The sequence below is a fragment of the Pseudomonas sp. CFBP 8772 genome (genome assembly GCF_014841665.1).
Taxonomy (GTDB): Bacteria; Pseudomonadota; Gammaproteobacteria; order Pseudomonadales; family Pseudomonadaceae; genus Aquipseudomonas; species Aquipseudomonas graminis_B.
The window spans coordinates 759,074-770,918 of record NZ_JACYUI010000001.1 but is presented as its reverse complement, the minus strand read 5'-3'; the positions used below and the strand labels follow the sequence as shown (position 1 = coordinate 770,918).

Genomic DNA, 11,845 nt, shown 5'->3' with positions numbered 1-11,845 from the left:
GGCGTCGGATGGCGCAATGCGGAACTGAGGTTGAATGCGATGGCCTCTTCCCGGCTGAAGCCGGTCCTACCAACAGCATTGCGTGTGTCCAGTCAGTTCCATTACAGATTCGATGCGCCGAGGGGACCGGCTGCGGAACACCGTTGTGGGACCGGCTTTAGCCGGGAAGGCGTCGGATATCGCACTGCGGAACTGAGGGTGAATGCGGTGGCCTCTTCCCGGCTGAAGCCGGTCCTACGAACAGCATTGCGTGTGTCCATTCAGTTCCATTACAGATTCCATGCGCCGAGGGGACTGGCTGCGGAACACCATTGTGGGACCGGCTTTAGCCGGGAAGGCGTCGGATGGCGCAATGCGGAACTGAGGTTGAATGCGATGGCCTCTTCCCGGCTGAAGCCGGTCCTACCAACAGCATTGCGTGTGTCCGGTCAGTTCCATTACAGATTCCATGCGCCGAGGGGACCGGCTGCGGAACACCGTTGTGGGACCGGCTTTAGCCGGGAAGGCGTCAGATGTCGCGCTGCAAAGTGAGGGTGAATGCGGTGGCCTCTTCCCGGCTGAAGCCGGTCCCGCTAAAAGCATCACGTGCATCCAGTGGGGTGAGCTGCAGCCTCGCCAAAGCATGTTTCATGTTCAGCTCCGATTAAGTATCCGGGCGCTAACTTATGAAAACGGCCACCCAGCCTGTCAAAAAAGTTCAACGGAGGAATTAAAGCAGATCCGCAGTTCGGCTGCTTATAACACCCTACCGATAACTGCCGGCATGCTGAACCCAAGCTGTCTGAGCACGAAATAACAGTCAGATGTTTAAACATGACGCTTCTAACCACGGCAATACTCGAACAACCGTCATATCCAGCTGATAGCCCAGTATCCATTGGCTATCACTGCCTGACGAACACACGGAAATGTTACGTGTCACGAACGTTATTTTCATAGGTGTGAGATTAATCTCCAGATCAGGTGATACCGGAACAACGTAATCAGATCTCATCATCTGATGACTCAGTTACATAAATGACACGATGCCCAACGGCACCGTTATGAATACCTGCACGTGTTTTAAATAACTTCCCAGGCGGTGCATGTTAGCGCCAGCGGACGGGTGTGTTCAAAACTTGAACTTCAGTGGGACGTTTTCATTATGAATGAGGCTTTTCTTCCTTTTTCCCGCCCCAGTATCGGCGATGAAGAAGTAGCGGCCGTAACCCGCGTGCTGCGCTCCGGCTGGATCACCACGGGCCCCGAATGCCAGCAGCTCGAAGCGCAGTTCGCCGAGCGGGTCGGTGCCCGGCATGCCATCGCTGTTTCCTCCGCAACAGGTGCCATGCACATCGCCTTGCTCGCCCTGGGCGTCGGCCCCGGCGATGAAGTGATCACGCCTTCGCAGACCTGGGTCTCGACGGCCAACATGATCTGCCTGCTGGGCGCCACCCCGGTGTTTGTCGACGTTGACCGGGACACGCTGATGACCGACGCCGATTTGATCGAACAGGCCATCACCCCGCGCACCAAAGCCATTGTGCCGGTGCATTACGCCGGCGCCGCCTGCGACCTCGACCCGATTTACGCGCTGGCGGAGCGCCACGGCATCGCGGTCATCGAAGACGCCGCCCACGCGGCGGGCACGGGCTACAAGGGCATGCCGGTAGGCAGCCGCGGCACGGCGATCTTTTCCTTCCATGCCATCAAAAACATGACCTGCGCAGAGGGCGCGATGGTCGTCACCGACGATGCCGTGCTGGCCGATCGCGTGCGCCAGCTGAAATTCCACGGCCTCGGCGTCGATGCCTACGACCGCCTGACCCTGGGCCGCAAACCCCAGGCTGAAGTCATCGAGCCGGGCTTCAAATACAACCTGGCGGACATCAACGCCAGCATCGCCCTCGTGCAATTGCACCGGCTGGATCACATCAACGAGCAACGCCGCCGGCTGGCCAGCCACTACCTGGACCGCCTGGCAAGCAGCCCGGTCATGCCACTGGCGCAACCCGTGTACCCGCAACAGCACGCCTGGCACCTGTTCATCCTGCGCATCGACCCCGAGCGCTGCGGCCTGGACCGCGACGGGTTCATGAAAGCCCTGCAAGAGCAGCGCATCGGCACCGGCATTCACTTCATCGCCACGCACCTGCACCGCTATTACCGACAGCGTTTCCCGAACGTGCACCTGCCGAACACCGAGTGGAATTCGTCGCGGCTGTGTTCGATCCCGCTGTTCCCGGACATGACCCGCGACGATGTCGAGCGGGTGGTCGGGGCCATTGAATCCATCGTGGAAGCGCGCCCTTGAAAGCCTATCCCGTCCGCTATGTGTCCATCGTCATCCCGGTCTACAACGAGGAACGAAGCCTGCCCGAATTACTGCGCCGCACCGAGGCCGCCTGCGCCCTGATCGGTCACGCTTTCGAAATCGTGCTGGTGGACGACGGCAGCCGCGACGCCTCGGCCGAGCTGCTTCAACAGGCCGCCGAGCGACCAGGCAGCCCCGTCGTGGCGGTCATTCTCAACCGCAATTACGGCCAGCACGCGGCGATCATGGCCGGCTTCGAGCAGTGCAAGGGCGACGTGGTCATCACCCTGGACGCTGACCTGCAGAACCCGCCGGAAGAGATTCCGCGCCTGGTGCGCCTCGCCGAACAGGGTTACGACGTGGTCGGCACGGTGCGCAACCAGCGGCAGGATTCCGCCTGGCGGCGCTGGCCGTCGAAACTCATCAACCTCGCCGTGCAGCGCTCCACCGGCGTGGCGATGAATGACTACGGCTGCATGCTCCGCGCGTACCGGCGCAGCATCGTCGACGCCATGCTCGCCTGCCGCGAGCGCAGCACCTTCATCCCGATCCTGGCCAACAGCTTCGCTCGGCACACCACGGAAATTCGGGTCGAGCACGCCGAACGCGAACACGGCGATTCCAAGTACAGCCCCATGCGCCTGATCAACCTGATGTTCGACCTGATCACCTGCATGACCACCACGCCCCTGCGGCTGCTGAGCATCGTCGGTTTCGGCATGGCGATACTCGGCGTGCTGTTCGCCTTGGCGCTGGTGGTCCTGCGGCTGATCTTCGGCGCGCCCTGGGCCGGGCACGGCACCTTTGTCCTGTTTGCGGTGCTGTTCGTGTTCACCGGCGGCCAGTTCATCGGCATGGGCCTGCTCGGAGAATACCTCGGACGCATGTACAGCGACGTGCGCGCACGGCCGCGTTTCTTCATTGAAAAGGTCGTGCGCCGCACCGCTGTTTCCAGCGCCTACCCGGTCAACTCCTCCCCCTCTGCTGATGCCCACAAGGTCGCACCATGAACAAGAAAGCGGTTGTTTTTGCTTACCACGATATTGGCTGCGTTGGCCTGCAGGCCCTGCTCGCCGCCGGGTATGACATCGCAGCGGTGTTCACCCACGCGGATGACCCCAAGGAAACCACCTTCTTCGGCTCGGTGGCGCAACTGTGCGCGCTGCACGGGGTCGCCGTGTACGCGCCGGAAGATCCCAATCACCCGCTGTGGGTTGAGCGCATCACCCGGCTCGAACCCGATTTCATCTTCTCCTTCTACTACCGCCAGCTGCTCGGCGAACCGTTGCTGGCCTGCGCGAAAGACGGCGCGTTCAACCTGCACGGCTCACTGCTGCCCAAATACCGTGGCCGGGCGCCGGCCAACTGGGTGCTGGTGAACGGCGAAAGCGAGACGGGCGTGACTTTGCACCAGATGGTCAAACGCGCCGACGCAGGGCCCATCTTCGCCCAGCAGCGGATCTCGATCAGTCCGACTGAAACGGCCCTGACCCTGCACGGCAAGTTACGTGAAACCGCCGCAGACCTGCTCTCGGACACCCTGCCATTGCTCGCCCAGGGCCGGTTGCCGGGCACACCCCAGGATGAATCCGCCGCCACCTGTTACGGCCGGCGCAGCGCTGCCGACGGTCTGATCGACTGGTCGCTGCCGGCCACCCGGCTGGGCAATCTGGTCCGCGCGGTGACCCAGCCCTACCCTGGCGCTTTCTGCCCGGTGGGTGAGCACAAACTGATTGTCTGGGCCGCCCGCGCAGAGACCGGCTATACCGGCGAAGCACCCGGCACGGTGCTCGGTTGCGAGCCGTTGCGCATTGCCTGCGGCGAAGGCTCGCTGGTGATCAACGCCGGCCAGCGTGGCGACAACGGCCTGTACCTGAGCGGCGCGCAACTGGCCCGTGAGTTCGGTCTGGTGGAGGGCTCGCGCTTGCAGGGCATGGACCCGCGCCGCCCGGTCCGACGCACCCGCGTGCTGATCCTCGGGGTCAACGGCTTCATCGGCAATCACTTGTCCGAACGTTTGCTGCAAGACGACCGCTATGAAATCTATGGCATGGACATCGGCTCGGATGCCATCGAACGCCTGCGCGCCAGGCCGAACTTCCACTTCATCGAAGGCGACATCAGCATCCACTCCGAGTGGATCGAGTACCACATCAAGAAGTGCGACGTGGTGCTGCCGCTGGTGGCCATCGCCACGCCCATCGAATACACGCGCAACCCGCTGCGGGTGTTCGAGCTGGATTTCGAAGAGAACCTGAAAATCGTCCGCTACTGCGTCAAGTACAACAAACGGGTCATCTTCCCGTCGACCTCGGAGGTGTATGGCATGTGCCAGGACGCCAGCTTTGACGAGGACACCTCGAATCTGGTGGTCGGCCCGATCAACAAGCAGCGCTGGATCTACTCGGTGTCCAAGCAGTTGCTCGACAGGGTGATCTGGGCCTACGGGCAGAAAGGTTTGCAGTTCACCCTGTTTCGCCCGTTCAACTGGATGGGGCCACGGCTGGACCGCCTGGACTCCGCGCGCATCGGCAGCTCTCGGGCCATTACCCAGCTGATTCTGCACCTGGTCGAGGGCACACCGATCCGGCTGGTGGACGGCGGCGCGCAAAAGCGCTGCTTCACCGATGTCGTCGACGGCATCGAAGCCCTGGCGCGGATCATCGAAAACAAGGGCGGGCTCTGCAACGGCCAGATCATCAACATCGGCAACCCCGACAACGAAGCCAGCATTCGTCAGCTGGGCGCCGAGTTGCTGCGTCAGTTCGAGGCCCATCCGCTGCGCGACAACTTCCCGCCGTTTGCCGGTTTCCGTGAGGTCGAGAGCCAGTCGTTCTACGGCAAGGGCTATCAGGACGTCAGCCACCGCAAGCCTAGCATCGACAACGCCCAGCGGCTGATCGCCTGGACACCGACCATCGAGCTGAGCGAAACCATCGGCAAGACCCTGGACTTCTTCCTCCGGGAAGCCATGGCCGAGAAGGCCGAACCGACTGTCAGCACCGGCGCACGCAGCTGATGAAGGCCGGTCTGCGCATCGACGTCGACACCTGGCGAGGCACCCGCGACGGCGTGCCGCGACTGCTGGACCTGCTCGACGAAGCGCAGGTCAAGGCGACGTTTTTCTTCAGCGTCGGCCCGGACAACATGGGGCGCCATCTGTGGCGTCTCGCGCGGCCGCAGTTCCTCTGGAAAATGCTGCGCTCCCGGGCGGCCAGTCTGTACGGCTGGGACATTCTGCTGGCAGGCACCGCGTGGCCCGGCAAACCCATCGGTCGCGACCTCGGGCCGCTGATGCGCCGTGCCCGGGACGCCGGTCATGAAGTGGGATTGCATGCCTGGGATCACCACGGCTGGCAGGCCAATGCCGGGCGCTGGAGCGAGGCCGAGCTGGCCGATCAGATCCAGCGCGGCGTTGACGTTCTCAGCGATATTCTCGGCCACCCGGTGACCTGCTCCGCCGCCGCCGGCTGGCGCGCCGATGAGCGGGTGGTGCAGGCGAAAGAGGCATTCGGTTTTCGCTACAACAGCGACTGTCGGGGCACCTCGATATTCCGTCCGCTTCTGGCCGATGGCGCGCCGGGCACACCGCAGATTCCGGTGGACCTGCCGACTTACGACGAACTGATTTCGCCGCAACTCGACGCCCAGGCCTTCAACGACGACATCCTCGGGCGGTTTGCGGCCTGGAAGCTGAACGTCTACACCGTCCACGCCGAGGTCGAAGGCATCGTCATGGCCCCAGGATTCCGCGCGCTGTTGAGCGAGGCGAAAAACCATGGCGTCGACTTTCAGCCCCTCGGCGCGCTGTTGCCGGACAGACTGGATCACTTGCCCGCGGGCCAATTGGTCCGCGGGGCGCTGCGCGGTCGCGAAGGCTGGCTGGGGGTGCAGCGATGATCAAAGCCGAACATCGCAACATCGCCCTGCTGGTGCTGGCCGTCGTCGCGTTCTATCTGCTGCCGCTGGGGTCCCACGGGTTGTGGATTCCCGATGAGACCCGCTACGCCCAGATCAGCCAGGAAATGCTGCACAGCGGTCACTGGGCCGCGCCCCATTTCATGGGCCTGCGCTATTTCGAGAAACCCGCTGCGGGCTATTGGCTGATCGCCGTCGGCCAGGCCATCTTTGGTGAAAACCTGTTTGGCGTGCGCATCGTGTCAGCGCTGAGCAGTGGCCTGAGCGTGGTGCTTGCTTACTGGCTCGCCGCGCGGATGTGGAACGACCCGCGCAAGAGTTTCGCCAGTGCGCTGCTGTTCATGAGTTTCGCCTTTATTGCCGGGCAAGCTGGTTATGCCAACCTCGATCCTCAGTTCACCCTGTGGTCCAACCTGACGCTGGTCGGGTTCTGGTGCGCCGTTCACCGCAGCGGGCGTGCGCGACTCGGCGCCTGGACGTTGATCGGTCTGGCCTGCAGCATCGGCTTCATGACCAAGGGTTTTCTGGCCTGGGCACTGCCGGTGATGATCACCCTGCCCTACATGCTCTGGCAGCGGCGCCTTGGCGAGCTGCTTCGCTATGGGCCGCTGGCGGTGTTGATCGCCATCGTCGTGAGCCTGCCGTGGGTGCTCTCGGTGCATGTTGAGGAACCGGACTTCTGGCGATTCTTCTTCTGGCATGAGCATGTGCGACGCTTTGCCGGAGCCGATGCCCAGCACGCCGAACCCTGGTGGTTTTACCTGCCACTGCTGGTGGTGTCGTGCCTGCCGTGGGCTGCGTTGCTGCCGGTCACATTCCGCCAGGCCTGGCAGCGCAGGCGTCGACCCGACATCGGCTTTCTGCTGCTGTGGCTGCTGGTGCCGCTGGCGTTTCTCAGCGTCAGCAACGGCAAGCTGCCGACGTACATTCTGCCGTGCCTGCTGCCGGTGGCGCTGTTGATGGCCGATGGGCTGATCGAACGCCTCAAGCAAGGTCAACTCACCGCGTTGCGCGTCAACGGCTGGCTGAATGGGGCCGCCGGCTTGATCGGGTTGGGCGTGCTGCTCTGGCTGCAACTCCAACAGCCGGTGTACGTCCACGAACCGCTGAACCTGCTGCTGGCGATCATCGTGTTGATCGGCTGGTGCGCGAGCAATGCGCTGCAAGGCCTGCGCCCGATGAAGTATTGGGCCGCACCGGCGCTGGGCAGCTGGCTGCTGGTGGCGTTGCTGCCCGCGGCCCTTCCCTATGACGTGGTGCATAACAAGACGCCTGACCAGTTTGTGCTTGCCCATCAAGCGCAACTGGCAGCGAGCACGCACTTGCTGAGCAATGATCTGGGCGCTGCGTCGGCACTGGCGTGGCGGCTTAACAGAACCGACGTGTCGTTTTTCAACACCTGGAACGAACTGGATTACGGTCTGGGCTATCCCGACGTCATAGGGCGCGAAGTCACCCTTAAGGGGATTGATGAGTGGATGACCCAAGCCCGCCGCGAGGGTCAGGTCGGGGTGGTCATGCGTGGCAGAAGTGACGAGGAGCTGCGCGAGCTTGAGTTGCTGCCCAAGGACGCCGAGCGCTATGACGAAGGCAATCTGATCATCCTCATTTACGGGAAGTCAGCGCCATGACCTGGCTGCTGTTGTTGGGCACCTGCGGGCTGACCTGCCTGGGCCAGGTCGCGCAGAAGTGCGCGGTGGAGCGCTGGGGCGGCACGTTCCCCGGCGTGCTCGCGGCCGCGCGCTCGTTCTGGTTGTGGCTGGCCGTGGGCTGTCTGGGACTGGGCCTCGTCGGCTGGCTGCTGGTGTTGCAACGCCTGGAAGTCGGCATCGCTTACCCGATGCTGGGGCTGAATGTGGTGCTGATCACCCTCGCCAGCCGGTTCGTTTTCAAGGAATCCATCGACGCCGTGCACTGGTTGGGCGTCGCGTTGATTCTGGCGGGCGTCGTGCTGCTGGGGCGTCAGGCATGAGCCGGTCAAGTCTTTGCCAATCGGGCAGGCAGCGCGGGGCGACCGCGTGGGCGATGGGCAGCGTGGCGCTGGTGAGTTCGGCGCAGCTGGGCATGCGCTGGGGCATGAGCCGTCTGCCCTCCCCTGATGCCTGGCCGGGTTTGCGCGGGCTGACACAACTGAGCCCTTTCGCCGTGCTGGTGATCGGCGCCGCGATCATTGCCTATGGGCTGTCGATGCTCGCCTGGCTGCTGGCGCTGCGCGACCTTCCGCTGAGTCGCGCCTATTCCCTGCTCAGCGTCAGCTACGGGCTGGTGTATGCCCTCGCCGCGGCGCTGCCATTTTTCCATGAGACGTTCACGGTATCGAAAACTTTGGGCGTCATCCTGATCGTGATGGGCGTGCTGACCATCAACCTTCGGCGCATTTCCAGCACTCCTCCACAGGGCTTTTCTTCATGAGAATCAGCGTTTTCGGTAGCGGGTATGTCGGGCTGGTGCAAGCCACCGTGCTTGCTGAAGTGGGCCACGACGTGGTCTGCATAGACATCGACCAGGCCAAGGTCGAGCAGTTGCGGCAGGGTCAGGTGCATATTTTCGAACCGGGGCTGGCCGGCCTGGTGCGCGAGAACCTGGAGAACAAACGCCTGCAGTTCACCACCGACACGCAACGCGCGGTCGAGCACGCCGAGGTGCTGTTTATCGCCGTCGGCACGCCGTCCCGCGATGACGGCTCGGCAGACCTGACGGGTTTTTTCGCCGTCGGTGATGCCATCGCGACGTACCGCTCGGAGCCGCTGATCATCGTCGAGAAGTCAACAGTGCCGGTGGGCAGTGGCGACGCATTGCGCGGTCATATCGACAAGGCGCTGCGCCAGGCCGGTCGCTTGCTGCAGTTCGATATCGTCTCCAATCCGGAGTTTCTCAAAGAGGGTTCGGCGGTCAACGACTGCCGGCGCCCGGACCGCATCGTCATCGGCTGCGACAGCGATGCCGTGCGCAAAGTCATGCGCGAGCTGTACGCGCCGTTCAACCGCAACCACGACCGGATCATGTTCATGGACCTGCGCAGCGCCGAGCTGACCAAGTACGCGGCCAATTGCATGCTGGCGACCAAGATCAGCTTCATCAACCAGATCGCCGAACTGGCCGAACACCTGGGCGCGGACGTTGAATCCGTCCGGCTGGGCATCGGCGCGGATTCGCGGATCGGCTACGACTTCATCTACCCCGGCTGCGGTTACGGCGGCTCGTGCTTCGGCAAGGACATTCGCGCGCTGATCCACAGCGCCCGGGAAGCCCATTGCTCCAACGACCTGTTGGCGGTGGTCGAGGCGATCAACGAGCGGCAGAAGAACAAGCTGTTCGAGCGGGTGAACGCCTTTTACGAAGGCGATCTGCGCGGCAAGACGTTCGCGCTGTGGGGCCTGGCGTTCAAGCCAAACACCGACGACATGCGCGACGCGCCCAGTCGCGTGCTGATGGAAGCGTTGTGGGACGCCGGCGCCACCGTGCGCGCGTTCGACCCCGAGGCCATGCAGGAGACGCAACGGATTTACGGCCACCGCAGGGATCTGATTTTGATGGGCACGCCGGAATCCACGCTGAACGATGCCGATGCGTTGATCGTTTGCACCGAGTGGCAGCAGTTCAAGGCCCCGGATTTCGAGTTGATCCAGCAACGCCTCGCCGCGCCGGTGATCTTCGACGGCCGCAACCTGTACGACACCGAACGCCTGGCCCAGAGCGGGTTTCACTACTTCCCGATCGGGCGCGGGGAATCCTGCGAACTGCCGATCCCGCAAAAGCAGTGGATGCCGTACAAAAGTGTGGCAGGTGGTTCGATGGTGTAGCAGCCGACGCCTTCCCGGCTAAAGCCGGTCCCACAATGGTGTCCGGCGCCGGACCCGCGGAATGCACGCGATGCTCTTAGTAGGACCGGCTTCAGCCGGGAAGAGGCCTTTTTGTGCGCCACAAGATCTGCGGTGTGACGCCTGACGCCTTCCCGGCTAAAGCCGGTCCCACAATTGGGATCGGCGCTGGACCCGCTGGATGCACGCGATGCCTAGAGTGGGATCGGCGCTGGACCCGCTGGATGCAGTCGATGCTTTTTAGTAGGACCGGCTTCAGCCGGGAAGAGGCCAGTGTGTACGACATCGATTTCGCGGTGTGACGCCTGACGCCTTCCCGGCTAAAGCCGGTCCCACAATTGGGATCGGCGCCGGATCCGCTGGATGCAGTCGATGCTTTTAGTGGGACCGGCTTCAGCCGGGAAGAGGCCTTTTTGTGCGCCACAAGATCTGCGGTGTGACGCCTGACGCCTTCCCGGCTAAAGCCGGTCCCACAATTGGGTTCGGCGCCGGACCCGCTGGATGCAGTCGATGCTTTTTAGTAGGACCGGCTTCAGCCGGGAAGAGGCCTTTTTGTGCGCCACAAGATCCGCAGTGTGACGCCTGACGCCTTCCCGGCTGCAGCCTGTCCCACAATAAGGGCCCGGCGCCAGCCCCACGAGTTCTTCACACCCCTCAAACCAATTTTTGACAATCGCGGCCCTACTATCCCGTCACTGTTGCGAGGGTGGAATCATTACTATGCTGGTTGTTGAAGATCTGGTGCTGGACACCGGAAAATACAGGGCCTTACGCGCCGACAAACACTTGAAACTTAACCCGACCAACATCGACATACTGGCGCTGCTGATGCTAAGAAGTCCCGCTATTGTCAGCAAGGAAGAGATCGCCAAAATGCTCTGGGGCGAACAAGGTACTGACAAGAGCACCGGCCTCGGCACCCGCGTCCATCAAATCAGAAAAGTTGTCGATGACGGTTTTGCCTATCCGTTGGTTCATACGGTGTATGGCGTCGGTTATCAACTGTGCAAGTAAGCCACTCTATACCTTATGTTGTTTCAGTCACCCCCTCCCTCTCCAGTTGCTTCCAGTCTTGCGGATTGATAATGCCCCTGATCACTGGCCTGTTGCGCTTGTCCAGCGAGATAAATACCGCCCCGTCGTATTCGCTGGTTTCGGCACTGGGATAACCCTGCTGACTTTCCAGCTGACCGATGCATTCGCTGTGGGTCACCAGGACCAGATTCCGGTTGATCGCCTTGTGCGCCATGACCCGGCCGAGGTTCATGTTCTCGCAATCAACCAACCAGTCCTGGGACGCCACCGGATGGCCAAACAGGGATTGGGCGGTCTGCGCCGTGCGTCTGGACGGGCTGGCGAGGATATCGGTCTGCGCTAACCCCAACTGACCGAGCGAACGTCCCACCTGGGCAGACACTTGGCTGCCGTTGCGGGTGATGCCGTCCTTTGGACCCAGGCACTCATTATCCGACCGATCGCAGCGCTCCCCGTGTCGCACCAGCACCACCACTTCGCCTTTCTTCCAGCTCTCGTAAAGACCCGCCCTGCTCATGTTTTGCCCCCTGACGAGGTCAATCGGCGAACGGGGCCAACAGGTATACCCCGTTAACAGCAGCAGCGACACGACGATACCCGAGGCGGTCAGCAGTACACGGAATTTACTGGCGCTGTTGAATAACTTACCCGCTATCAGTTCGGGCGATACATTAACGTGTTCGCGCATCGTGTTGCTCCGACTGTTCAGTCCATGGCAGATGGAAATCTGCGGCATTGAATGGCAACAAGCGTAAACAGCGATGCATGGTTATTTGGT

Annotated in this window: 10 protein-coding genes and 1 pseudogene; 9 read left to right on the top strand and 2 right to left on the bottom strand. The window is 62.3% G+C overall.

The genetic code is table 11. The features are described from left to right. Window positions 1-508 precede the first annotated feature (508 nt). On the bottom strand, window positions 509-631 hold the full coding sequence (locus IFT99_RS26440; RefSeq protein ID WP_274605102.1) for a hypothetical protein: 123 nt from the start codon (window positions 629-631) through the stop codon (window positions 509-511). A 513-nt stretch (window positions 632-1,144) separates the two neighbouring features. Here IFT99_RS26440 and arnB point away from each other — a divergent pair. The 9 genes and pseudogenes from arnB to IFT99_RS03290 all read left to right on the top strand — a co-directional run bounded on the left by arnB (window position 1,145) and on the right by IFT99_RS03290 (window position 11,046). Next, window positions 1,145-2,293, top strand: a complete 1,149-nt coding sequence (arnB, locus tag IFT99_RS03330) for a UDP-4-amino-4-deoxy-L-arabinose aminotransferase (RefSeq protein WP_192130426.1) — start codon at window positions 1,145-1,147, stop codon at window positions 2,291-2,293. After that, entirely contained in the window at window positions 2,290-3,303 is a 1,014-nt protein-coding gene (gene arnC / locus IFT99_RS03325) for an undecaprenyl-phosphate 4-deoxy-4-formamido-L-arabinose transferase (RefSeq protein WP_192130425.1), read from the top strand. The genes arnB and arnC overlap by 4 nt, the downstream gene beginning before the upstream one ends. Continuing rightward, window positions 3,300-5,312, top strand: coding sequence for a bifunctional UDP-4-amino-4-deoxy-L-arabinose formyltransferase/UDP-glucuronic acid oxidase ArnA (gene arnA / locus IFT99_RS03320; protein ID WP_192130424.1), 2,013 nt, complete (start codon window positions 3,300-3,302; stop codon window positions 5,310-5,312). Before arnC ends, arnA begins: the two co-directional genes overlap by 4 nt. Beyond that, window positions 5,312-6,193, top strand: coding sequence for a 4-deoxy-4-formamido-L-arabinose-phosphoundecaprenol deformylase (gene arnD, locus IFT99_RS03315; RefSeq protein WP_192130423.1), 882 nt, complete (start codon window positions 5,312-5,314; stop codon window positions 6,191-6,193). Before arnA ends, arnD begins: the two co-directional genes overlap by 1 nt. Continuing rightward, window positions 6,190-7,842, top strand: coding sequence for a lipid IV(A) 4-amino-4-deoxy-L-arabinosyltransferase (gene arnT / locus IFT99_RS03310; protein ID WP_192130422.1), 1,653 nt, complete (start codon window positions 6,190-6,192; stop codon window positions 7,840-7,842). Before arnD ends, arnT begins: the two co-directional genes overlap by 4 nt. Then, window positions 7,839-8,183: an EamA family transporter gene (locus IFT99_RS03305; RefSeq protein WP_065989001.1), complete on the top strand. Its 345-nt coding sequence runs from the start codon at window positions 7,839-7,841 to the stop codon at window positions 8,181-8,183. The genes arnT and IFT99_RS03305 overlap by 4 nt, the downstream gene beginning before the upstream one ends. A 53-nt stretch (window positions 8,184-8,236) precedes the next feature. Next, window positions 8,237-8,642 (top strand): annotated as a pseudogene (arnF, locus tag IFT99_RS03300) (4-amino-4-deoxy-L-arabinose-phosphoundecaprenol flippase subunit ArnF). After that, window positions 8,620-10,014, top strand: coding sequence for a UDP-glucose dehydrogenase family protein (locus IFT99_RS03295; RefSeq protein ID WP_192130421.1), 1,395 nt, complete (start codon window positions 8,620-8,622; stop codon window positions 10,012-10,014). Before arnF ends, IFT99_RS03295 begins: the two are co-directional and overlap by 23 nt. Window positions 10,015-10,752: 738 nt before the next feature. Continuing rightward, a complete protein-coding gene (locus tag IFT99_RS03290; RefSeq protein ID WP_192130420.1) occupies window positions 10,753-11,046 on the top strand; it encodes a winged helix-turn-helix domain-containing protein in 294 nt (97 codons plus the stop codon). A gap of 13 nt (window positions 11,047-11,059) precedes the next feature. Here IFT99_RS03290 and pmrG read toward each other — a convergent pair whose 3' ends face one another. Next, window positions 11,060-11,803 (bottom strand): lipopolysaccharide core heptose(II)-phosphate phosphatase PmrG, encoded by a 744-nt coding sequence (gene pmrG, locus IFT99_RS03285; protein ID WP_244656873.1) that lies wholly within the window; start codon window positions 11,801-11,803, stop codon window positions 11,060-11,062. Between the last annotated feature and the right edge of the window lie 42 nt (window positions 11,804-11,845).

What these genes read in the sequence shown, in the direction of transcription:
- arnB (WP_192130426.1), top strand. Translation starts at nt 1,145, where the DNA reads ATGAATGAGGCTTTTCTTCCTTTTTCCCGCCCCAGTATCGGCGATGAA.
- IFT99_RS03295 (WP_192130421.1), top strand. Translation starts at nt 8,620, where the DNA reads ATGAGAATCAGCGTTTTCGGTAGCGGGTATGTCGGGCTGGTGCAAGCC.
- arnD (WP_192130423.1), top strand. Translation starts at nt 5,312, where the DNA reads ATGAAGGCCGGTCTGCGCATCGACGTCGACACCTGGCGAGGCACCCGC.
- IFT99_RS26440 (WP_274605102.1), bottom strand. Translation starts at nt 631, where the DNA reads ATGAAACATGCTTTGGCGAGGCTGCAGCTCACCCCACTGGATGCACGT.
- arnT (WP_192130422.1), top strand. Translation starts at nt 6,190, where the DNA reads ATGATCAAAGCCGAACATCGCAACATCGCCCTGCTGGTGCTGGCCGTC.
- IFT99_RS03305 (WP_065989001.1), top strand. Translation starts at nt 7,839, where the DNA reads ATGACCTGGCTGCTGTTGTTGGGCACCTGCGGGCTGACCTGCCTGGGC.
- arnA (WP_192130424.1), top strand. Translation starts at nt 3,300, where the DNA reads ATGAACAAGAAAGCGGTTGTTTTTGCTTACCACGATATTGGCTGCGTT.
- pmrG (WP_244656873.1), bottom strand. Translation starts at nt 11,803, where the DNA reads ATGCCGCAGATTTCCATCTGCCATGGACTGAACAGTCGGAGCAACACG.
- IFT99_RS03290 (WP_192130420.1), top strand. Translation starts at nt 10,753, where the DNA reads ATGCTGGTTGTTGAAGATCTGGTGCTGGACACCGGAAAATACAGGGCC.